27 protein-coding genes and 1 pseudogene are annotated in these 22,177 nt (G+C 38.3%); 5 read left to right on the top strand and 23 right to left on the bottom strand.

The window, feature by feature from the left end:
- The first annotated feature begins 264 nt into the window (after window positions 1–264).
- Entirely contained in the window at window positions 265–735 is a 471-nt protein-coding gene (locus ACH0CI_RS03050; RefSeq protein ID WP_013058973.1) for an N-acetyltransferase, read from the top strand.
- 81 nt (window positions 736–816) lie between these two features.
- On the opposite strand, the gene ACH0CI_RS03045 is transcribed toward ACH0CI_RS03050, so the two are convergent.
- From ACH0CI_RS03045 to ACH0CI_RS03030, 4 genes and pseudogenes are all read right to left on the bottom strand, one after another.
- Window positions 817–1,419, bottom strand: a complete 603-nt coding sequence (locus ACH0CI_RS03045; protein WP_028411482.1) for an RsfA family transcriptional regulator — start codon at window positions 1,417–1,419, stop codon at window positions 817–819.
- Window positions 1,420–1,597: 178 nt separating this feature from the next.
- Window positions 1,598–2,364 (bottom strand): annotated as a pseudogene (locus tag ACH0CI_RS03040) (enoyl-CoA hydratase/isomerase family protein).
- Window positions 2,365–2,533: 169 nt separating this feature from the next.
- Window positions 2,534–2,707: a 50S ribosomal protein L32 gene (rpmF, locus tag ACH0CI_RS03035; protein WP_013058976.1), complete on the bottom strand. Its 174-nt coding sequence runs from the start codon at window positions 2,705–2,707 to the stop codon at window positions 2,534–2,536.
- A gap of 65 nt (window positions 2,708–2,772) precedes the next feature.
- Window positions 2,773–3,291 (bottom strand): YceD family protein, encoded by a 519-nt coding sequence (locus ACH0CI_RS03030; RefSeq protein ID WP_014458367.1) that lies wholly within the window; start codon window positions 3,289–3,291, stop codon window positions 2,773–2,775.
- 179 nt (window positions 3,292–3,470) lie between these two features.
- Between ACH0CI_RS03030 and ACH0CI_RS03025 the strand changes: the two genes are divergently transcribed.
- Entirely contained in the window at window positions 3,471–4,670 is a 1,200-nt protein-coding gene (locus tag ACH0CI_RS03025) for a nucleotidyltransferase (RefSeq protein ID WP_406900854.1), read from the top strand.
- A gap of 27 nt (window positions 4,671–4,697) precedes the next feature.
- On the opposite strand, the gene ACH0CI_RS03020 is transcribed toward ACH0CI_RS03025, so the two are convergent.
- Together ACH0CI_RS03020 and ACH0CI_RS03015 are read right to left on the bottom strand one after the other, a co-directional pair.
- Window positions 4,698–5,714 carry a SepM family pheromone-processing serine protease gene (locus ACH0CI_RS03020; protein ID WP_335707223.1) on the bottom strand — a complete coding sequence of 339 codons (1,017 nt, stop codon included), beginning with the start codon at window positions 5,712–5,714 and terminating at the stop codon, window positions 4,698–4,700.
- Window positions 5,704–6,501: a patatin-like phospholipase family protein gene (locus ACH0CI_RS03015; RefSeq protein WP_028411486.1), complete on the bottom strand. Its 798-nt coding sequence runs from the start codon at window positions 6,499–6,501 to the stop codon at window positions 5,704–5,706. Before ACH0CI_RS03015 ends, ACH0CI_RS03020 begins: the two co-directional genes overlap by 11 nt.
- Window positions 6,502–6,967: 466 nt before the next feature.
- On the opposite strand from ACH0CI_RS03015, the gene ylbJ reads away from it, so the two are divergent.
- Complete coding sequence (ylbJ, locus tag ACH0CI_RS03010) at window positions 6,968–8,176, top strand: sporulation integral membrane protein YlbJ (protein ID WP_033579758.1); 1,209 nt, start codon at window positions 6,968–6,970, stop codon at window positions 8,174–8,176.
- A gap of 58 nt (window positions 8,177–8,234) precedes the next feature.
- On the opposite strand, the gene coaD is transcribed toward ylbJ, so the two are convergent.
- Window positions 8,235–8,729, bottom strand: coding sequence for a pantetheine-phosphate adenylyltransferase (gene coaD, locus ACH0CI_RS03005; RefSeq protein ID WP_013058982.1), 495 nt, complete (start codon window positions 8,727–8,729; stop codon window positions 8,235–8,237).
- A 35-nt stretch (window positions 8,730–8,764) separates the two neighbouring features.
- Window positions 8,765–9,334 (bottom strand): 16S rRNA (guanine(966)-N(2))-methyltransferase RsmD, encoded by a 570-nt coding sequence (rsmD, locus tag ACH0CI_RS03000; protein ID WP_013084870.1) that lies wholly within the window; start codon window positions 9,332–9,334, stop codon window positions 8,765–8,767.
- A 589-nt stretch (window positions 9,335–9,923) separates the two neighbouring features.
- Between rsmD and ACH0CI_RS02995 the strand changes: the two genes are divergently transcribed.
- Window positions 9,924–10,310 carry a DUF7147 family protein gene (locus ACH0CI_RS02995; RefSeq protein ID WP_335707374.1) on the top strand — a complete coding sequence of 129 codons (387 nt, stop codon included), beginning with the start codon at window positions 9,924–9,926 and terminating at the stop codon, window positions 10,308–10,310.
- A 74-nt stretch (window positions 10,311–10,384) separates the two neighbouring features.
- On the opposite strand, the gene ACH0CI_RS02990 is transcribed toward ACH0CI_RS02995, so the two are convergent.
- Window positions 10,385–10,660 carry a YlbG family protein gene (locus tag ACH0CI_RS02990; RefSeq protein WP_013058985.1) on the bottom strand — a complete coding sequence of 92 codons (276 nt, stop codon included), beginning with the start codon at window positions 10,658–10,660 and terminating at the stop codon, window positions 10,385–10,387.
- A 77-nt stretch (window positions 10,661–10,737) separates the two neighbouring features.
- Here ACH0CI_RS02990 and ACH0CI_RS02985 point away from each other — a divergent pair, with 77 nt between their 5' ends.
- On the top strand, window positions 10,738–11,052 hold the full coding sequence (locus ACH0CI_RS02985; RefSeq protein WP_033579757.1) for a hypothetical protein: 315 nt from the start codon (window positions 10,738–10,740) through the stop codon (window positions 11,050–11,052).
- Window positions 11,053–11,057: 5 nt separating this feature from the next.
- Here the strand turns inward: ACH0CI_RS02985 and ACH0CI_RS02980 are convergent, their stop codons facing one another.
- The 14 genes from ACH0CI_RS02980 to hisC all read right to left on the bottom strand — a co-directional run bounded on the left by ACH0CI_RS02980 (window position 11,058) and on the right by hisC (window position 22,176).
- Window positions 11,058–11,504, bottom strand: a complete 447-nt coding sequence (locus ACH0CI_RS02980) for a YlbF/YmcA family competence regulator (protein WP_028411490.1) — start codon at window positions 11,502–11,504, stop codon at window positions 11,058–11,060.
- 100 nt (window positions 11,505–11,604) lie between these two features.
- On the bottom strand, window positions 11,605–11,991 hold the full coding sequence (locus ACH0CI_RS02975) for a carbohydrate-binding protein (RefSeq protein ID WP_071270905.1): 387 nt from the start codon (window positions 11,989–11,991) through the stop codon (window positions 11,605–11,607).
- A 99-nt stretch (window positions 11,992–12,090) separates the two neighbouring features.
- On the bottom strand, window positions 12,091–12,327 hold the full coding sequence (locus ACH0CI_RS02970; protein ID WP_013058988.1) for a YlbE-like family protein: 237 nt from the start codon (window positions 12,325–12,327) through the stop codon (window positions 12,091–12,093).
- 5 nt (window positions 12,328–12,332) lie between these two features.
- Entirely contained in the window at window positions 12,333–12,743 is a 411-nt protein-coding gene (gene ylbD / locus ACH0CI_RS02965) for a YlbD family protein (protein WP_013058989.1), read from the bottom strand.
- An 82-nt stretch (window positions 12,744–12,825) separates the two neighbouring features.
- Entirely contained in the window at window positions 12,826–13,413 is a 588-nt protein-coding gene (lhaT, locus tag ACH0CI_RS02960) for a lipoprotein heptaprenylglyceryl N-acetyltransferase LhaT (protein ID WP_406900853.1), read from the bottom strand.
- Window positions 13,414–13,547: 134 nt separating this feature from the next.
- Entirely contained in the window at window positions 13,548–14,315 is a 768-nt protein-coding gene (locus tag ACH0CI_RS02955; protein ID WP_028411493.1) for a menaquinol-cytochrome c reductase cytochrome b/c subunit, read from the bottom strand.
- 110 nt (window positions 14,316–14,425) lie between these two features.
- A complete protein-coding gene (qcrB, locus tag ACH0CI_RS02950; protein ID WP_013058992.1) occupies window positions 14,426–15,100 on the bottom strand; it encodes a menaquinol-cytochrome c reductase cytochrome b subunit in 675 nt (224 codons plus the stop codon).
- Window positions 15,101–15,103: 3 nt separating this feature from the next.
- Window positions 15,104–15,604 carry a QcrA and Rieske domain-containing protein gene (locus ACH0CI_RS02945; protein WP_013058993.1) on the bottom strand — a complete coding sequence of 167 codons (501 nt, stop codon included), beginning with the start codon at window positions 15,602–15,604 and terminating at the stop codon, window positions 15,104–15,106.
- Window positions 15,605–15,808: 204 nt separating this feature from the next.
- On the bottom strand, window positions 15,809–16,267 hold the full coding sequence (locus ACH0CI_RS02940) for a YpiF family protein (RefSeq protein WP_028411494.1): 459 nt from the start codon (window positions 16,265–16,267) through the stop codon (window positions 15,809–15,811).
- 117 nt (window positions 16,268–16,384) lie between these two features.
- Window positions 16,385–16,930, bottom strand: a complete 546-nt coding sequence (locus ACH0CI_RS02935; RefSeq protein WP_013058996.1) for a ReoY family proteolytic degradation factor — start codon at window positions 16,928–16,930, stop codon at window positions 16,385–16,387.
- Window positions 16,931–17,027: 97 nt separating this feature from the next.
- The gene (locus ACH0CI_RS02930; RefSeq protein ID WP_205689540.1) at window positions 17,028–18,290 is read right to left on the bottom strand and encodes a tetratricopeptide repeat protein; all 1,263 of its coding nucleotides are present in this window, start codon (window positions 18,288–18,290) and stop codon (window positions 17,028–17,030) included.
- A 298-nt stretch (window positions 18,291–18,588) separates the two neighbouring features.
- On the bottom strand, window positions 18,589–19,878 hold the full coding sequence (gene aroA / locus ACH0CI_RS02925; protein WP_047749880.1) for a 3-phosphoshikimate 1-carboxyvinyltransferase: 1,290 nt from the start codon (window positions 19,876–19,878) through the stop codon (window positions 18,589–18,591).
- A 21-nt stretch (window positions 19,879–19,899) separates the two neighbouring features.
- Window positions 19,900–21,000, bottom strand: coding sequence for a prephenate dehydrogenase (locus tag ACH0CI_RS02920; protein WP_028411498.1), 1,101 nt, complete (start codon window positions 20,998–21,000; stop codon window positions 19,900–19,902).
- Window positions 21,001–21,072: 72 nt separating this feature from the next.
- Entirely contained in the window at window positions 21,073–22,176 is a 1,104-nt protein-coding gene (gene hisC, locus ACH0CI_RS02915) for a histidinol-phosphate transaminase (RefSeq protein ID WP_048019815.1), read from the bottom strand.
- Window position 22,177: the final 1 nt, after the last annotated feature.

Here is a 22,177-nt window from a genome sequence, read left to right as displayed (position 1 = left end):
AATAATTTTAAAACTCCTCTACAATTTTTGAAAACGCTTTCTATTTGAATTCTGTTTCCCTTTTGCCTCCTTTCTAAAAAGTGATGTTTATAGTAATGTATTCTTCGTATTTAACCGAAAGAATTCATTTTTCTTTGTGCGCATTGAATATTCGTTCACCAATCACGAAAACAGAATATTTTGTATTTTTGTTATATAATATTAGATGAACGAACCAATCCAGTTCGTTCATCTAGCAAGGAGACATAACAAGGGGGATATGGGATGAATTACGAAGTGAAGCATTTAAAAATTAATTTTAAAACGCTAGAAGAGTTCAAGAAATTCAAAGAATATGGCATTCAAGAACTTTCAATGCTAGAAGAATTACATGCCAAGATTTCCGATAATGAAATAAATTCTCCGTTTTACGGCATTTATTTTGGAAATAGCTTAGTGGCTCGCATGAGTCTCTATAAACGAAACAAACAGTACGATCAATATTTCGAGCCGCCTCAAACGTATATTGAAGTGTGGAAACTTGAAGTGCTCAGCGATTTTCAGCGCAAAGGATTAGGTCAAACGCTCGTTGAATATGCCAAATCCTTTCAATTACCTATCAAAACAAGCCCGCGAGTAAAATCGAGTGATTTTTGGTCAAAAATGGGGTTCGTACCTGTAACGTATGATATCGATCGTGATTTGGGAGAAAACCCTCTTATTTGGCTACCAAACGGTGTAAGCGAACAAAAATAAACAGCTGATTTCCAGCTGTTTATTTTATATCTATGTGGTATATATGATTAACATGAAGTAGGGAGCATTCAAGCTTTCGCTTTACTTTTGAACTTTTTCTAAATTTAAATTTTTATCCACTTGAAATTTCACTTTTCTACTTTTTTCATCCTCTTTTAATACAACCATTTTACGAGCCCTCTCCATAATTTCAATAAGAGCTTTATAGTCATCTTCCACAATTAACAAATTGTTTTGCAAAGCTTTTTTTTCTTTTTCCAAAATCGTTACTTTCTCTTGTAAACGTTCAATCTTTTGCTGCAGTTCTTCATTAGCTTCGAGAAGCTCCGACGAGTGTTTTTGCCCTTGATCTACATTTTCTAAATACTTAATTACCTCATTAAGCGAAATATGTTTCTCTGCTTCCATATATGATAAGCGTGCAGGCTGCTCGTCGTCTTTTGAAACAGTTCTTGCTTTTAATTCTTTTCTCTGTTTTTTCGCAAGGTCAATACCAGTCTTGTATTGTTTGCGCACAAAAGAATTCCAGCGGAAGCCACAAGCTGCTGATGTTCGTGTAAGTTTCTTCCCCACTTCTTCAAATGCAGCTAGCTGAGTGCCACCTTCACGTATATGACGCAGTACAATTTCTGCGAGTAATAAATCTTCATCATGAGTCCATGCATCTTGACGAGAAGAAGTCATTTTTCTATCCCTCCTTATCCGTACTTATTAAATGAATATGCACCTACTAGATAAGATAGACTATTGTTCCTCTTCTCAATCAAGAAAATCTTTCATATACTTTGAAGCAAAATGGGAAATCCGTGATTCTTTCATCTTTTGCTTATTAACTATATTGCTATGGAAATGCAGTTCATAACTATGTTTTTTTAACGATGACCTTTTGAACCGCTTCTTCATGCTCAGGCGATTCCCACAATATCGAACAGCGATGAATTTCTTGTTCCATTCGATTCCAAACCCGGCTTTGCTCCCATTTCTCAATAGCGATTTCTTTGTAAGCTTGCAATACTTGGGTCGATTTATGAGTAATAGGAGCTAACCACTCCTCACACCTCATAGTTAGCTCTTTAAACGACGTAACATAGGAAAGAAATCCAATTTGCTTTGCTCGTTCTACTCCATACAGCTGAGCACTGTAGATCATTTCCATCGCTTCTTGATACCGCAGCTTTTCAAGAAGAATGGTTCCTCCTCCCCAGCCTGTTGTAATTCCTAAATTCCCTTGAATAAAGCCCATTTCGCTATGTGTTGCACTTATACGGAAGTCACATGCAATCGCAAGCTCACACCCCCCCCAACCGATGTTCCATTCAAAAGGGCAACTGTTGGTTTTGGGAGCGTTAAAATTTCATAAAGAATTCTCCCCATTTTCGTTAACATTTGAGACGCCTCTTTCGAAGTCTTTAGCTCATGAAATACGCTTAAATCTCCTCCACTGCAAAATGCGTCTGAACCAGCACCTGTAATTACAAAAGCTTTTACTAACTGATTATGTTTCACATAATCTACAGCTTGCTGCAGTTCATTCATCACATCATAATCAATGGCATTACGCTTTTCAGGGCGATTAATCACAAATGTAGCAATGCCTTGGCTTGTAGTAAACAGCTCGCTTTTTTTCATGCTTTTTCCTCCTTATGGACAAGGTATGAATCCTTTTACAACAGTAATTGTTTATTTAAAAAGAGTTCTTGTTCTATAAGAAAAATCCTTCTCTTCCAAAGGGCAGAGAAGGAAAAAAGGCAAAAAAAATAAAAGACCCTTTAAGAGGGTCTTTTATTTAAATAAGCAATTATTTGCTTACTACGTCATTTCCTTTGTAAGTACCACAAGCTTTACATACGCGGTGTGATAGTTTCATTTCACCACAATTTGGGCACTCTACCATACCAGGAACTTGTAATTTAAAGTGCGTACGACGCGTTCTTTTCTTCATTTTAGATGTTCTTCTAAAAGGTACAGCCATTATTCCCACCTCCTTAAAAGAATTTTAAAATCATATGAAGGCCCGAAAGCCGGATCTTCGCATTTTTATTTCTTTTTGTCTTTAAAGAAATTTTCGAGTACGGCTAAGCGGGGATCTACTTTTTCCTGCTGTTCTTCTTCGGTAACAACTTCCCAGTCTTTTCCTGACTGTGGAGCTGCTCCTGCCGCTTGCTGATTTTCACTAAATACCTGCAGAGGAATTTCAACAATAATTAACTCTTGAATCAAAGGTTGTAAATCAACCGTTTCTCCCTCTACAATGCGTACTTCAGCATCTTCTTCATAATCAGCATTCACATTCAATAAAAACGTTTCAGTTGCGTTAATTTCAAACGGATACGGAACGTCAACTAATGTACGAGCACAAGGCAACGTCATTTCTCCTGAAATTTTAAGGTGAAACGTTACTTTCGAAGAGCTAATGTCGGCTCTTCCTTTCACGTTTACATCTGACATTCTACGAATTTGAGGATCAGCATTCATAAACTCTTTGCCGTCAATCACTTCGTCAAATGTTAGACCTTTATTTTGCAACTGATACAATTGATGTATTGTCCATTTCATTGTTAATCACCTCAAGGCAACAAAGGTTATTATAGCTTTCACAAGATTATTTGTCAATATTTTTTCTTTACACTATAATGTACTTAAATATGCTTTTTTGTAAAAATTTCTTACTTTCATAAAAAAACGTTTTTAAAACAAAGAGCTAGACTAAAAATAATAAATTAAAAGGAGACATTATGCAAGCAGTTGGAATAATTGTCGAATATAATCCTTTTCATAACGGACACGCTTATCATTTGCAGCAAGCCAAACAACAAACCGGAGCAGATTGTGTGATTGCTGTGATGAGCGGGCACTTTTTGCAGCGCGGAGAGCCTGCTCTTGTATCGAAATGGTCCCGCACAAGAATGGCTTTAGCCGCTGGTGCAGACTTAGTCGTTGAATTACCCTATGCTTTTTCTACTCAAAAAGCTGAAACATTCGCAAGCGGCGCTATTTCTATTTTGGAATCCCTTCACGCTGACTTTGTATGCTTTGGCAGCGAAAATGGCAATATTGACTCATTTACCCGCACCGCTGATTTGCTCGAAGCTCATGAATCAGAACTATCTGCCTTAATTCAACAAGAGATGAAAAAAGGAAACAGTTATCCAAAATCAGCTTCCAATGCTTTCTTACAGCTTTTCACGGAGGCTCCTATTGATCTATCTCAGCCAAATAATGTGCTTGGAATGAGCTATGTAGCTGCCATAAAAAAACAGCATGCATCTATTAAACCATATACAATCACTCGAATTCAATCACATTATCACGATGATTCCCTGTCTTCCTCTTTTATTTCAAGCGCTACAAGCATACGTAAAGCTATTTTTGACAGCAGCAGCAATGGGGACCTGGGCAAGCATATGCCAGTTAGTACAGCAAACGAATTAGCAGCTTACAAACAAGCACACGGACAGTTTCATCATTGGGAGCACTATTTCCCATTTTTGAAATACAAATTATTAACTACTCCACTTTATGACTTACAGCGTATTTATGAAATAGAAGAAGGTATTGAACATCGACTGCTATCTTATATTTCTTCATCTACTTCATTTGAAGATTTTTTAACAAATGTTAAAACGAAGCGATATACGAGAACCCGTTTACAGCGCATGTGCGTTCACCTTTTAACCAATACAACAAAAAGTGAGATGCAACAAGCTGATCCTTATATTCGCTTATTGGGAATGTCAAAGACCGGACAAGCCTATTTAAAAACAATTAAGAAAAAGCTGTCCCTTCCTATTGTATCCACTGTATCGCAATGTAAACTAAAAGAAATTGATACCGATATTAAAGCGACACATGTTTATAGTACGCCGTTTCAGGAGCCTCTGCGCTCTCAGTTTATGAAACAAGAATATGCGCAGCCTCCTATCATTTGGCCATAAAAAAATCGTCTGCAAGAGACGATTTTTTTATGGTTTCAGCTTTTCTAAATAGGTTACGGCATCCGAAAATGAATCTACGGGTACAATTTTCATATCACTGTTTATTTTTTTGGCTGTCTTCACTGCTTCTCGGTAGTTAGAGCCAGCAGCCCCTTTTTCATTTGGTGCAAAGAAAATCTCTGCTCCTTCTTTATCTGCGGCTACAATCTTTTGTGAAATACCTCCGATTGGTCCTACCTCTCCTTTATCATTGATAGTCCCTGTACCTGCAACGCGGTGGCCTTTTGTCATGTCCTCTTTAACAAGCTGATTATAGATTTCAAGTGAGAACATCAGTCCCGCTGAAGGCCCTCCTATTTTTTCAGTATCAATATGTATATCGGGCTTGACTTTTAATTCTTGGTTCGTTTCTAAGGCAATTCCTAGGCCTACTCGTTTCGACTCATCAGGAAATGCTTTAACTTTTAGAGTATGTTTGCTTTCTTTGCCATCTCTTTTTACATAAATTGATACTGAATCTCCTGCTTTTTTAGTCGATACGTAGTTGATTAAGTCCTCAGCAGTTTGAATTTTTTTCTCATCTACTTTTGTCACGACATCTCCAACATGAAGTTTTCCATGTGCAGGCATATTTTCTACAACATATGTAACATATACGCCTTTATTGTGGTAGGAAACGCTCTTTCCAGCTGCTTCATATGCTACTGAAATAGCGGCATTTTTTGACGTATCCATCATATGTAATTGCCTTGTCGAGTAATCTTCATCGCTTTCACCCTGCTGCAAAATTTGCTTTGTAGGGAAAATTTCATGAAAGTCCTGTATTTTCGCAAGACCATATGAAAGAGGAGTTGCTCTGCCCATTCTTACAGTTGTAAGCATAAACGTCCCTTTTTCATGGTATCCATCTTCCACCTTAATAATAGGCGCAAGTTCTTCTGCCATTCCAGGCTTTGTAATGTAGTACGGTAATGGATAAAAACAAAGCATTGCCACCACTGCAATAACAGCCAAATATACCAAAATTCTAATTCTAGATTTCACTTTTTTTGTTCTCCTTCCAATGATCAATTGCTTGTAGAATAGAAGGCAACTGCTCATGTGCTGCTTGTTCACCAATTGACATCATTTCTTGAATGTTTGTAAATGCTCTGGAACTAAAAGTATCGAGATTAGGACGAATCATAACGTCTGAAGCAATAGTTCGGTGAGCTACTAGCTCATCTTGCAAAATATCTAAACTTTGCATAATGACATCAAAAATGGAGCTGATTTCTGCATTCACTTTCGCTTTTGATACATCGACTCCAATGACAATATCAGATCCCATCTCTTTTACAACCGATACAGGAATACGGTCCACTACCCCGCCGTCTACAAGCAATCGCCCATCAATTACTTCGGGAGCAAAAATTCCTGGAATTGAAATACTTGCTCTCACCGCTTCAGCGATAGGTCCTTTTTTAAATACCACTTTCTCTCCTGTTTTCAAATCTGTCGCTACAATGGCAAACGGTATAGATAACTGTTCAATGTTTCTATTTTGCGTAAAAGTGCGAACCAACGACTTTACTCTGTTGCCCGTAATAAATCCCATTTTTGGCACGGTAAAATCCAAATAATACTTTCGTTTGAACGTTAGCGCCATTTTATAAAGAGTTGCCAGTTCAATACCTGACGCATATAGTGCACCAACTAAAGCTCCCATGCTGCTGCCAGCTAGAAAATCAATAGGAATGTTATTTTCTGTTAGCGCTTTGATTACTCCTAAATGTGCAAAACCTCTAGCTCCACCTGAGCCTAACGCAACTCCTATTTTTGGGCTTTCCACTTTACCTGCCCCCTCGTTTTACCTTATAGACTTCTAAAAATGTAAAAACTTTTGATGAGCTTCTCTATCATTGTTGCCCTGTCTTCAATAGGACTATTCTTCATTTTCTATTTGTTCATTTTGTATGAAGCTAAAGATATGTTTTGCTCAATCAACGGTGGTTATTAAGCATTATACTATACTGAAGGTTGTTTTAAGAAATTCTTACTCTTCTCTTGCTGCGTATACGTTTTTTTACTCCTTGACTATTCTAGAAGTGCATTGATTTATGTATATGAATTGTATTTCCAAATGTGACAAGACGCCTTTTTATTCAGTATGAATTTATTTTCTCCTTACACATAGGCATAAAGTCGATGCATAGCTTCGTATATTGATATATAGAAGAACTTGTACATTTGCCTAAAACTCCTCATTTCATTCCTATCAAAATGACGTGAGCTTAGAAAAGGAGATGAATCGTTCGTTGAATAAATCGATGGTGAAAACACTTCTGCTCGGGACGAGCGTAACACTTCTCGCTATTGCGCTTATTGTATATCCAAAAGAAGCGCTAGAAGGTTCAGTAAGAGGTCTCAACACATGGTGGAAGGTCGTCTTTCCTTCTCTGCTGCCCTTTTTTATTGTTTCAGAAATGCTTATTGGGTTTGGCGTAGTGAAGTTCATTGGGATCTTATTAGAGCCGTTTATGAGGCCTTTATTCCGAGTACCTGGAGTAGGGGGTTTTGCTTTAGCAATGGGCATGGCTTCTGGATTTCCTTCAGGTGCAAAAATCACTTCCCGGCTGCGCCAAGAAAAACAGCTAACAGCTATTGAAGCTGAAAGACTCGTATCATTTACTAACTCATCTAACCCTATTTTTATTTTTGGAGCTGTGGCAGTTGGCTTTTTTCACAATCCAGCTGTCGGTATCATATTAGCTCTCTCTCATTACATAGGGAATATTTGTGTAGGACTGGTGATGCGGTTTTATGGATCAGCAAAACCTAAAGGACAAGTAATTCAAAAACCTTCTTTATCGTTAGCTTTTCACGAAATGCATAAAACGCGATTAAAAGATAAGCGTCCTATCGGGAAGCTTTTAGGAGATGCGGTTACTTCTGCAGTTCAATCTCTCTTAATGATTGGCGGTTTTATCATTTTATTTTCTGTATTAAACAAACTTTTATATGTGACTCATATCACGGCCGTTTTAAGCAGCGGTCTAGCTTATTTATTTTCCCTTTGTCATATAGGGACTGAGCTGAGCCTTCCCTTTATTTCGGGGCTTTTTGAAATTACGTTAGGAAGCCGCCTAGCAAGCGAAGCACCGGACACGCTGCTGTTTCATCAAATTATCATCGTTAGCTTTGTATTAGGCTTTAGCGGTTTCTCTGTTCAAGCACAAGTAGCTAGCATACTCGCCGAAACAGATATTCGATTTTTCCCGTTTTTTATTGCCCGAATTTTTCACGGCTGCTTTGCGGTAGTATTCACTATCTTTCTATGGGGTCCTCTTCGGGAATCCATTACTACTTTTCAAGCATCTGAAGGAGCACTGCCGGTTTTTTCTCACTTGGAGTCCGTTACGATTCTATCGCAGTGGCTAAACGTGTACGGCCCGCTCCTAACGATTTTTACGCTGTGCTGCTATATTTATCTATATTCAAAACGAGCGTTTCTTCATCGTTCCTAGTAAAAAAAGAACGTGACGTTTTCTTATCGGCAAAGAAAACGTCACGTTCTTTTTTATCTTATTTTTGAGACAGCTGTTCAAATTTTTCTGCAAGCGCTTCTCTAACAGGGGGAGGAACTAATTCAGAAATATTCCCGCCATATTTAGCTACCTCTTTTACAATACTAGAACTTAAAAACGAGTATTGATTATTTGTCATCATAAATAACGTTTCGATTTCTTTATCTAATACGCGATTTACAGATGTGATTTGCATCTCGTACTCAAAATCTGATACTGCACGCAAACCTCTTAAAATGGTCTTTGCCTGCTTTTCTTTTGCATACTCCATTAATAATCCGCTGTACGACTCTACTACCACATTAGGAAGTGATTTTGTTACTTCTTTCAGCAAAGCTACTCGCTCTTCCCCTGTAAATAGAGGACTTTTTGAGGAGTTATTTAAAACAACCACATAAATCGTATCAAATACATTTGCGCCTCGTTTAATAATATCAAAATGTCCATTCGTAACTGGATCAAAGCTTCCTGGACAAACAGCTATACTGCCCATACGTATCCCCTTTCTACATCTAACAGCTCATTGATTTATTCAACTGATTCTTCTTTCTTGTATGTATAAATAGAAACACCAATGATACCGTACGTTTCGCTTTTTATTTTTTCAAATAAACCAATCTCATTATCTAAATGTACATCATGAGAATGCTCCGCTACAATAATTCCTGTTTTTGCCAGAAGGTTTTCTTCACTTACCGTTTCGATAAGCGCTTTCAACTTTTGTGCTTTATACGGTGGGTCAAGCAAAAGTAAATCGACAGTCAGCTCCCTTTTCTTTATCGCTTTCAGTGCACGCTCTGCATCATTTCGATACACTTCAGCGCGGTCTTCTAACCGACAGGATGCTAAGTTTGCTTTAATCGTCTGAATCGCTTTGCCATCCCGATCCACAAAAATGACTTTATCTATTCCTCGACTTAGAGCTTCAATTCCCAAGCCACCGCTTCCACCGAACAAATCAAGAGCTGTTCCACCTTCAAAAAACGGTCCAATCATATTAAAAATAGCTTCTTTCACCTTATCTGTTGTAGGGCGGGTTGAGTATCCTGGAACCGCCTTTAACGCATGGCCTTTATATAAACCTGCTACTACTCTCATCCTTATCACTACCTTACTTTTACTTCCTTATTCTTCATTATCCTAACATATTTTGAATTACAAAGACTAGCAAAAATCCTCAATTTATTCAATGCTGTATGCATTCTGTGCAATAACCCAGCAGCTTGCTTTTATGCTGGACTTTTACGACCGTCTCCTTAGATACACCTATGCAGATCATTCGGCATTTCGTTCATAAAAGATTTCCTTTACTTTAATATGTCATCATAAACGTAAATTTACCCTTTTTCTCTGTCATGTTATCAGTCTTTTATATTTTAAAAAGTAAATTTCACGAAACAGGTATATGAACGTTTAAAACGGACATACTGACTAGTAACAACATCATCTAACCGATGTTGTTGCCAACCGCGGAGAAGACTTACGTTTCCCCATAAGTTCTTCCTCCGGTTTCTCCTCTCCCTTTGCCTTCATCAAGGTGCTTGTAATCGCAGAGGTGATTACATCCCTTTATTGAAGGGCCCTACAATGAGTAGTTGTAGGGATTTTTTTATTTACTCCTAAAATATTCAGTGATACATTAAACTACGTGAGTTTGCTTTTTTAATACATAGAGGGGGAAATACATATGATTCAGCGTTTTATTGAGCTCGGAGAAGGGTATTCAGATATTTATGAGCTGTTAGAGATTGTCAAAAGCAACAAACATCGTCTTGCCCATCTTATTATGCTGCGAACAGTAAAAGAAGATCGACAAGTAGCTTCTTTTATCGCTGTCTTGCATCCAACAGCTGAAGGGAATTTCCAACCGCTTTACGTTTGCCGAGAAGGAATTGTTTTAAAACAAAACGACAGCAAGCGCGTTGAGTTATTTAAACGAGCAGCTGAGGAAGCGGGAAAAGAAATTGTGGTACTCGATGTCAAACCATCTACTACCTTTCCAGAAACAGCACTATACTATCAGCACCTTATTGGCATTTTGCGAATGAACCGCTTTATTCCGCCAATGCAATAACCTCATCCCTGCCTATTCGTTTGCTAAGGCCAAGTAAAATAAAAAAAGGAATGTACATTACATTCCTTTTTTGTTTAAATTCCTATCTTATAGTCATATTCCTTCGCTTTATCCGGCTTTGAATTTTCGAATTCTGTTTTTAAAAACGGCCGATAAGAAGGATCTACTTTCTTCACAAAAGGTAGAGACTGAAGTTTATGGATTGTTTTTTCAATGCCATCTTGGTTGCAATATAAGACAACATACTTTAATTCTTTAGATACGTAATGTACATTTCCGTACTTTCGCAATGCTTTTGCTTGCTTAACAGAATGCACATACGCCACAATTCCTTGACGTTCAACAAACATATTTAGTTCCCCTTTTGCATACGTTATATTGGTTTTCTTTATCATAAATTCTTTTATATGAAGTAGGTGCTTTATGTATGAATTTAGATGATATCTGGATGCTCTTTCTTACTCATTTTAACGAGCACAGAGCTATTGAACAAGTCATTTTCAAAAAAATCACAAATATACCCTTTTTGTATATAAACACATCAATTGAGCGTAGAAAAATAGATGAGCTTCTAGAAGCTTCATCTATTTTTGCTACATCCAATACAAATGCTACGTGGCGCTCAAGTTTTGTCAGAAGTCAGCATCTTACTTATGTCTATCAGCACAGGTTTTACGTTCCACAGCGTAAAATGGCCTGCTGCGGAAATTCCTGTGCTGATTGCGTTCGATTTATACAGTGAACGGCTTATGCGCTGCACCCGCAGCTTCCACCAGATCCGCAGCCACCGCCGCAGCTGCTTCCCGTATCAAAAAACGGATTTCCCGTCGGTACTTTAACATGCTCTGAAACAGCTTGACCAAGGATAACGCTAATTTCATCAAGCAGTTTTTGCAATTCATTTTCTGCTTTTTTGAACGCAGCGATTGTCGCATGTAAATCAACTTGACGCTTTACATCACGTACTTGTCTCGTAATGGTTTTATAGTCAGGATGATATTTTCCAAATCGCTGAACATCCTCATACTGTTCCTTTATTTTCACAAATTGAGCAATTAATGCCTGTGCATGTGAATCTTTATTTAATCTATATAAACATTGACGATAGTTCTCGGCTACGTCTGATTGTAACACCATGTTCGCTACGTGATCAGACTCGTCGAGTAATTCAACAGTTCTCATTGTTGTCAGCATGGCTGTGCACCTCCGTTTTTATCTTATCACGTTTTGGATCTAAAGAAAAAGAACTTGCTAAAACAGCTTACACTGATTTACTACAAGTTCTACTTTTTAACTATATAATTTCAACCGTAAAGGTATTCCTCACTTGATAACTTTCTTCTTTAGATTTCATCAGTTCAATCGTAACAGTATGAGATCCTTTTGGAAGATCACTTAAAACAAAGGCTGCTTGCTTCATTTCTTTAAATGGTTTTCCATCTACTGTTATTTGAAGAAATCCACTCTCTGTTGAAAATGAAAACCCGCTTAGAATACATTCAACGTATACGTTCTGTCCTTTCACATGCTGGTGGACCATCAGTGAAGGTTTTACATTCGTTTCACCAAACGTTTCAGCTGCCCGCGGTTGAGAGGAAATTTTAGTTTCAGGTTTTGGTTTATCATGGTTGCATCCTAGCAGAGAAACTACACATAAGGCCGTCGTTAATAGTAAGCGCATCATACCATTCCTTTATCATTCGTTTCTCCATAGTGTTTACAAACTCTTTGTTTTTACTCATGACGTGCAAAAATCTCTGCATCGCTATGTATGCAGAGATCATTGGTTTTTCATGGATTGAAACATATGAAACATCATATTTGCCATTTGAATCGAATTCGAAAATTTTTCGACTTTATGAGGAATCGTTTGTTTGTAGTAATGCTTGGATTCTAATTCAAATTTCTCCAGTTCTTCAGGATTTCTAGATAAACGCCGGTACCACATTGGCTGTTCACGAACGAAGTCGTTGAGCTTAGGACGAGACTGCATATACTCGTATATATCCTTTCTCATTGCGCTTAATCTTTCCTAAAGCCAAATGGATTCCCTGGCCCGGAAGCTGCTCCTCCACCTGATGGCTTAGATGGTTGAAATTGCTGCAACACTTGTTGAATATTCGAAATAGCGGAATTTACATTTGTGATATGATTTTGCATTTGATTCAAGTCCATGTTTTTCAGCGAGGATACAATTGTACCCATAATATCTTTTTTCTCCTCTGTTGCAGCAGCTGGTTCAGCCTTTGCACTTTCTTCTGAACGATATGCCTCCCACATTGGATCTTCTGCACCGAATAAATACCAATCTTCATAAAGCTCTTTCCACGTTTTTTGCTGCTTTCGAACCTGTTCTACTAATTTAGGATGTGATTTTACAAATTGTTTAAATTCCACAACGGACGGATGAAGCTCTCGTTTGGTTTCCTTCACAGTCACTCACCTCATACTTAAATATAGCCTACTATATCTTAGAAAAAGAGAGCTCGTTTCGTGCGCCTATTTCAAAATTTTTTTATAGCTGTTTTTTTGAAGAAGCACGAACTGTGAACCAGTATGTAATGAAAATAGATAAAATGCTTAGCCAAAATGTAAAATAACCAATTTCAGACATATACGCATTAAGCATACTGTATCTTGGCATCATAGAAAAAACGTAATCAATGATATCATTATGTACGGTCCATACAGCGGCAACAGCTAAATGCCATAATTTAATCCGATAAAACGGTACGTATAAAAGCCCTTGAAAAGCCATTGCTGCATGAGAAGCCATTAACATAAGCATCATCCAATCAATATATCCTGTTAACACATAGACCAATACATTCATTATAACGGCCCAAATCCCGTATTTAAACAGCGTGACCATGGCTAAAGCTTCAAATAGTGAAAAATGTTTTCCGAGTAAAAGACCGATAAGTACGATAACAAAAAACAAGCTTGCCGTTGGACTATCAGGTACAAATAATAAAAACTTCTTAGGTGTTTCCGCTAATTGACTCCCATACCAAATATATCCGTAGATTGTTCCTAGTATATTTACAATCAGCAAAAGCGTTAAAAAACGCTTATCTTTTAAGGTATACCATAACCAAGCCATTCAGAAAGTCTCCTTTACATTTAATCTCTTCTTTATTATGTACAGTTTTTGGACAATAGCAAGCACCTATCTCATTGATATAAACCACAACATTAAATAAATTCAAAAAAAACCAGCCTTTTGGCTGGTTTTCATTATTCTTTTCCTAAGTTTCCGACAAACTCCGAGAGCGTTTTCAATTCTTTATCTGAACCTTTGAAAACACCTTTTGGCATATTGCCTTTACCATTTTTTGCGATATTGGCGATTTCTTCAGGAGATAAATCAATTCCTGTTAAAGCCGGAGCCGCAGGGCCTCCCTGTAAATTATCACCATGACAGGTCAAGCACGTTTGCTTTTGCATAATTTTGTAGCCTTCTGAATTTTTGTCAATCGCTACTTCTTCTCTAATTTTCCCTTGCTCTTCACGTGCTTTCCAATCTACCTGTGTCGCTGACTGCCACGTTAGGAAAAAGACTGCTGCTATAGCCAGAAGCATGAATCCTGTCGCAAACGGTCTCTTAGCCGGTCTTCTTTCTGGTCCGCGATCAATGAAAGGAGCAAGCATTAATGCGCCAAATGCAATCCCAGGAATAATAAATGCACCTATAATATTATATGGACCAGAAGCAAATGAATATTTAAGCAATTGATATAGGAACAAAAAATACCAGTCGGGAAGAGGCAAGTACCCCGTATCAGTCGGATCGGCAATACGTTCAAGCGGAGATGGATGAGCGATGGTTAAACATAAATAACCAATTAAAAAAACTGCTCCTACCATCCATTCTTTTAGTAAAAAGTTTGGCCAGAATGCTTCTGTTTTCCCTGGAAATTCAGAGTAATCTTTTGGAATATTGGGTTTTCGTTCTGCAGGAACACGTGAATCTCCAACAAACTTCATCCCTTTACCACGATGCATGTTCTCCCTCCTTTTTCTCACTGTTCTAGTGAAAGTACTAACAACGGAGTATGTGCTTGATGCATATGATGACTAGTGTGATTGACTAATTGAATAAAGCGTATAAACTTTTATAGTGGTCCTGAAATTCCTTGTTTACGAATCATTAAGAAGTGGGCACCCATTAAGCCAAGCAGGGCTCCGGGTAAAAAGAATACGTGAATGGCGAAAAAGCGAGTTAGTGTTTGAGCACCAACGATGTCTGGATGTCCTGAGAGTAATGTCTTCACTTGCTGGCCTATAATTGGTGTGGATTCAGCAATTTGCAAACCTACTTTCGTTGCAAATAGCGCTTTCATATCCCACGGCAACAAATAACCTGTAAAACCTAAACCTAACATAACAAAGAAAATTAACACACCCACAATCCAGTTTAACTCGCGGGGTTTTTTGTATGCTCCTTGGAAGAAAACACGAAGTGTATGTAAAAACATCATGACGATAACCAAACTTGCTCCCCAGTGATGCATACCTCGAACAATTTGTCCGAAAGCGACTTCATTTTGCAGATAATAAACGGATTCCCATGCATTTTTTATATCTGGTACATAATACATGGTCAAAAACATGCCTGATAAAATTTGAATAACGGTAACAAAAAACGTCAATCCACCAAAACAATACACAAATGCTGAAAAGTGATGTGCAGGATTTACGTGTTCTGGCACTTCATGATCGGCCACATCTCGCCATAAAGGAGTAATATCTAGCCGTTCATCCACCCAGTCATAGATTTTATTCAACATTTTCTATGCCCCTCCTTGTGGTTTGGCTTTTCCTAGATATAACGTACCGCCTTTTACCTTTTGAACGTATACATCTAACGGTCCCATCGGTGGTGTCCCCGGTACATTTTTACCGCTTTTTTCATACATTCCCCCATGACAAGGGCAGTAGAAACGATGTGGATAGTTTTTGTCACCAGCCCAGTTAACCGTACAGCCTAAATGCTTACAAATTGGTGACAGCGCGACGATTTCACCTTTATCAGTTTTGTACACCCAAGCCGATCTTGGTTCTTCTGATTTATGCCACGCATCCACTTGCTTGATTTTAAAATCGACACGTTTCGGCTCTTTTGTAATGTCTTTAACCTGCGCTACAGCTACTAAATCCTGACCCGCTTCTTTTTCCAAAATTGGATCTACTGCAAAGCGCACCATTGGCATTAACATTCCAGCAGCCATAAATCCCCCTACACCAGTGAGCGTATAGTTTAAAAACTGTCGTCTTGATACCCGATCACCCATGCTTTTCCCCCCTTTAAAAAAGTTCAGTCCAGAGAATTTTGGACACATGATGGACCATTCTATTAAACTAGGACATAATCATGATATATTAATATTTCTGGAAGGTCAATACAATAAAAACCTAAAACATGGAAATAATCTTTATTTTTCTAAATTTTTCGTCATTATTTTGTTTGCGCTTCCATTGCTTATTCTACAGCCTTTTTAAACACTCCATTTCTCTACAAAAATCGGCAGGAGCTGTTGGACTTGTTCATGTATGAGCGTATACTTATGCGAGTCGTCTATATGCTCAAGCGGTAAAGCAGGTATCCAAATGCAGTGAGCCCCTATTTCTTTCTCATACTGCAGCCAATCTCGGTCGCTAGTAAGCACAAAAAGATGTTTGACTTCATTGTCATTTATATGCTCATTCCAACGAAGTAATGTTTCATAAACAGCAGCTACTCCATCTTTTTTTAAGTATGTAAAACTAGGTGTTAAAATCACTCTTCCTTTAAATTGTCTCTCTAACTCTTCAGTAAGAGCAGTCGTATATTCACTCATAGATGCAGTAAGCTTTAAATCTTCTCCGAAATCAATAGGAATGAGTGGAACCAATACAGTATCAACATAACTTTTGGATTGTAAATACACATCCATTTCCTTCGCCTGCAGCTTCAACTTTCTTCTCCTCTCAGCAAGCTTGCTAAGGCTTGTCTTATTTATTTTTCAAACTGAATAAGGAGATAAAAAAAGAGATTGACCTTTTTCTAAGAAGCTAGCCAATCTCTCGTTTATCTACTGTACATAATGGTTATTTAAATATTCGCTTAAGCGCTGAAATTCCTCTTTATCATTTTCATCTAATGCTTTATCAATTAGTTCCATGATTTTTGATCGTTGAAATTTCTGAATAGATTCTTCCAATATTTGCTCAGCTAATACTCTGTCTTTTTCATTTGTTTGATTAGCTTTTGGCATATACGGATTGTCTTCCAGTACAGCCACATATTGAGGCGATGAATACAACGATCGGAAGTTTAATTGAATATAAATGTCTTCTTCTCGATTCAAACGAATATCATGAAATGATTTTTCTGCATCGGTTGTCATGATATTTTCTTTATAAAAACGAAATGGAGGGTCTTCCACACAGTGCGTAGACATCACCATCCCGCGAGGACAAAACTGTGCTTGCTCAACGAAGTGAACTCGTTTCATCAATTGATCATGGCTCATCAAATAATTTAAAATCCATACACATTCTCTGCGCTTCAGCTGATAATTCGTTAAAAACCAGCGAACAAATTCTTTTTTCTCGTTGACAGTAACAGGGGTCGTCATATTCTCACTTCCCTCCTCTGTGTTTAAACTCTCAGTTAAAACACCTTTTACAGTTATTTATTCCACACGGCAGCAATAAAATCCTCTGAACTATTATTTATTCTTCTAATTGAAATAATATGTCTTGAATTTCATCTACTGTTGGATCCATGGCTAATAACGCTTGGAAAATCCCCTTCGCTTTCGAGCGCTGTCCTTCTTCTAATAAGAAATAGCCATACTCTTCTAAAAACGCATACTCTTCTTTAAAAACAGTATATGCAGATTCGTAGTATTTTAGCGCTTCTTCATAATTTTCTAATTCCTGATAAGCTTTTGCTAAATCCCATTCAAAATGAGGATCATGCTCATTATATTCTTTGGCATGCTCGATATTCTCTACTACATCTTCATATCTCTCTTGACTCATATAAAGTTTAGAGAGAGTTAAAATAGCTTCAATGTACCCTGGATCTAGTGCAATCGCTTGTTGAAACGCCGATTCAGCCTCTTCTTCTAGACCGCGCTTTAATGCTATTTTACCTTTAAAAAAGTAAAGTTCTTTTTGAAATTCATCCTGCGCAATACCTTCGTTGACAGCCACCGCAGCCTCTTCTAGCATCTCTTCATGTTCATATGACTTTGCTAAATATAAATAAAGAGAATGGTACTCACGGTCTAACTCTTTTAGTTCTGTAAACTTTTCAATAGCGGTCTGATAATGACCTGCTTGATACGCTGAAATCGCATATTCAAATAGTGTGTTAATCTCAAGCTTATCTTTTAACGCTTGATCAAAGTAAGGAAGCGCTTCTTCGAACTGGCCGATACCTGCTAGACTTTCAGCTAATCGCTGACGAAGATCCGTACCGTTAAATTCTTTTTCTGTTTTTAGCAGCGTTTGATAAAAAGGAATTGCCTTTTGATAAATTCCTTGACTGCTGTAAAATTCACCGAGCCCAAAATCGATAACCGGCTCATTTGGAAGCATTTTTTTCGCTTCCATTAACTTTTGCTCACTTACTTCACTAAGGCCTTGCATTTGATATAAGTCAGCTACAAGAAGCAGAGCTGGCACATAATTATCGTCTTCGCTGCTAATTTGATTTAAAATATGAATGGCTTCTTCTTCTTCTTCTAAATCAATGAGCATTTCAGCTTTTAATAAATACAGCTCGCCTTCTTCTGGGTATTTAGCGATGAGCTCGTCTATTAAAGGCAGCGCATCATTTACTAGTCCCCACTCCTGCAGCTGTTCAGCCATTAAAAACTTTTCTTCGTCTGTAGCTTTATCTTTCAATTCATGAATAAGGGCAAGACCTTTTTCAATTTCATTGGATTCTACGTAACCTATCGCGCGGTCTAGTTCTTTCACACACAATTCTCCTTTATTATTACATTCACTTTTTATATAAAAATAAAACGAATTAATTTTCTATTTTTCCAAACTCGAAGCAAGAACACATGCTTCTATACACAATGATAAAATAGTTTGAGCGTTTGTTCAACAAATCAATTTGAATACGCTTACATTTTTTTAGGTAAAAACGAGATTGAGACATGAAACCTTCGTTCACCATCTCAATAAAAAATCCGAACGAGTTTGATTTTTCATCAACAATATCAATTCCTCGTTCGGATTTCCCTTCAACCAAAATACGTTTGTTCCAGCCTCTTCCTTATTGGCTTAGCTCATCAAGATCTTCAAAAAAAGTAGGGTAGGAGACGTGAATGGCATCACTTCTATTTAGCGTTACCTCTCCCGTTGCAATGGCTGCTGCGACCGCAAGCATCATTCCAATTCGATGATCTCCGTAGCTGTCTACTTCACCGCTTCGCAGGGCCGTCTTGCCTTCAATGATGAGGCCATCAGCTGTTGGCGTAACAGAGGCACCCAGCTTGCTTAGCTCGGTTGCAACCGTATCGATGCGGTTCGTTTCTTTTACTTTTAGTTCTTCCGCATCTTTAATCACCGTTTTCCCAGTTGCCTGAGTCGCCAAAAGAGCGATTACCGGAATTTCATCAATTAAACGAGGAATTAAATCGCCCCCAATTTCAATCCCTTTCAACTGAGACGTTTCAATCGTCAAATCGCCAATAGGCTCTCCATTTTGAATACGTTCATTGGAAATTGTAAGGCGTGCACCCATTTGCTGAAGCACATCAATAATACCTGTTCTTGTAGGATTGAGTCCGACGTTTTTCAAAACGATTCGGCTGTTTGGAACAATGGCTCCTGCAACAAGAAAGAATGCAGCTGAAGAAATGTCTCCAGGGACGTACACATCCGTTCCGCGCAGGGATTGTCCCCCTTCAATACTTACAGTCGTTCCATCTACCTCTACGTCTACTCCAAATGCGCGAAGCATACGCTCGGTATGGTCGCGTGATGTAAAAGGCTCGGTTACTTTTGTTGTGCCTTCGGCATGAAGTCCCGCTAGTAAAATCGCCGATTTTACTTGTGCACTTGCTACAGGAGAATGGTAATGAATTGCTTTTAATGCTCCTCCTCTAGTAGATAAAGGCGTATATTGGCCATGCTCACGCCCATCAATCTTTGCACCCATAGAGCGCAGCGGCACCGTAACACGGCTCATTGGACGCTTGGCAATCGACTCATCTCCAATTAGAGACGTATGAAATGGCACACCGGCAAGAATCCCCAACATTAAACGAGTAGTTGTTCCTGAATTTCCTACATCTAAGATGGAAGTAGGTTCACTTAATCCTTCGATACCTTTACCTTCCACTTCAACATACTCGCCTTCTCTTTTAATCGATACGCCCATCTTTTCAAAACAAGAGATGGTACTTAAGCAATCTTCACCTGCTAAAAAATGATTAATCGTAGTTTTCCCTTCTGCCATCGCTCCGAACATCACAGCTCTGTGAGAAATCGACTTATCCCCAGGAATAGAAATTTCTCCTTGAAGAGATGAAAGATTCGTTTTTAATGGTTTTCCACTCATTTCATTCACACCTTTCGTACATTAAGAAATAAACGTCTGATATTGATGCTGATGGAGACACGCTCTTGCCCGCTTTCTATCTTCCTCTGTTTGAAAGCTCAAACGTAATACTCCGTATATATCTTCTCGTGTTTCTAAAATTCGAATGTTTGTAATACTGATTTCATCTTCTGCTAAATAACCGGTTACTTCTGAGATAATACCCGGATAGTCAGGAACATCCACATAGAGATCATAAAAGGATGGAATCGCTCCTTTGGTTCGTACAGGAAGCTGATCTCTAAATTGTTTCGCTTGTGAAAAATATGTATAGATATCATTCGCATCTTTTCGTTCGATCATATTTCGCACGTCGTTCATTTCTTCAAGCCAGTGGTCAAACATTGAAAGAAGCGCATCCTGGTTATGAAGCAAAATATCTCTCCACATCGCTGGACTGCTTGAAGCAATACGTGTAATATCACGAAACCCTCCAGCCGCAAGCTGCGAAACTAGCTGATTGTCTTGTTGGTAATATTCTGCTTGATGAACAAGGCTTGCAGCAATAATATGTGGAAAATGGCTAATGACACCTGCTAATTTATCATGTTCTTTTGGTGACATTACAATAATTTTAGCTTTTGTACCACTTAGCAATTCCTTTAAGCTGTTTAAAGCCTCCGAAGAAGTAGAAGATGAAGGTGTTAATACATACATTGCATTTTCAAATAAATGAGCTTTAGAAGCAGCTACTCCGCTTTTATGAGACCCCGCCATTGGATGACCCCCGATAAACTCAATGCCTTTAGAAATAAGAGCCTCGGCTGTCTTCACTACTTCTTCTTTTGTACTTCCTACGTCTGTTACGATGACAGACTGTTTGAGCGTAAAATGTTCGAACTGTTTTAGCACTTCCGCTGCTTGGGTGACTGGAATGGCAATAACAATATAATCCGCTTGCTCAGCGCCTTGTTGCAAAGAAGAAGCCGCTTGGTCAATTACGCCTAGAGTTTTAGCGAGCTCCAGCTGCTCTTGATTAATGTCAAAACCTATTACATCAAGATGATGATGCGTCTTTTTTATATTAAGTGCAAGAGATCCTCCAATTAATCCTAGGCCTATAACAAAAACATTTTCTTTCACTTTCCTTCACCTCATTGTGCATATGAAGATGAGAGTGTGAAATCACACTCTCATCTTTTACTATATTAGGTATTAAGCTTTCGCCGTTTCTTGGTTAACAAACTGCTGAAGCAATTCAATGATTTGTTCATTTTGTTCTTTTGTTCCCACCGTAATACGAACGGAAGTTGGGAATCCTAGTGCATTCCCTGAACGAACGATAAATCCGCGCTGCAATAAGAATTGAAACACTTCATCGCCTTGACGGCCAAAATCAATTAGAACAAAATTAGTGAAAGAAGGATAATAGTTTAAGCCATTCTTATCACAGAAAGCATAGTACTGCTGCAAACCTGCTTCATTTTTCTTTTTGCACTCTTCAATGAACGCTTGGTCTTCAAGAGCAACGATTGCTGCTTTTTGAGCCATGCGGCTTGTATTAAAAGGTTCGCGAGCCGGCTCAATTTTTTGTAGCAATGATTCGTTTGAAATACCGTAACCAATACGCAAAGAAGCTAAGCCGTATGCTTTTGAAAATGTGCGAAGTACAATTAAGTTTTCGTATTCATTCAAAAGCTCTACCGTATTCGGATAGTCGGCTTGATCTGCTGCATACTCAAAATACGCTTCATCCATAACGATTAACGTATGCTTAGGAACTTGCTTCATAAAGGAAATTAACTCATCGCCCTTCACATACGTTCCCGTTGGGTTATTAGGACTGCATACCCATACAATTGTCGTATTTTCATCAATTGCACGAAGCATAGCATTTAAATCATGATCTCCCCCGCGCAGCGGTACTTCACGAATTTCTGCACCTTCAATTACGGCATTGTGCTTATATTGAGGAAATGATGGCGTTGGCATGACAGTGTTTGTATCAGCCGATAGTAAAGCTCGGCAAATAATTTGAATGACTTCATCAGACCCATTTCCAAAAATCAGCTGATCTTGATCTACACCTACGTGTTTTGCTACTGCTGCACGCAGTTCAGCTGCATAACCGTCTGGATAAAGCGCCATATTTTCAATTTCTGCAGCAATCGCCTCTTTTACTAAAGCAGAGCTGCCGTAAGGATTTTCATTGGATGCTAATTTTACAACGCGATCTAAATTAAATTCACGCTTCACTTCTTCAATTGGCTTACCTGGTTTATATGGAGATAAAGTTAGTAATTGTTCTTTTACTTTCACC

The sequence above is a fragment of the Priestia sp. 179-F W1.4 NHS genome, assembly GCF_045369295.1.
In the GTDB taxonomy this organism is placed as follows: domain Bacteria; phylum Bacillota; class Bacilli; order Bacillales; family Bacillaceae_H; genus Priestia; species Priestia zanthoxyli.
Note: the sequence above shows the minus strand (reverse complement) of the source record. Positions and strands in the feature narration are given on the sequence as shown.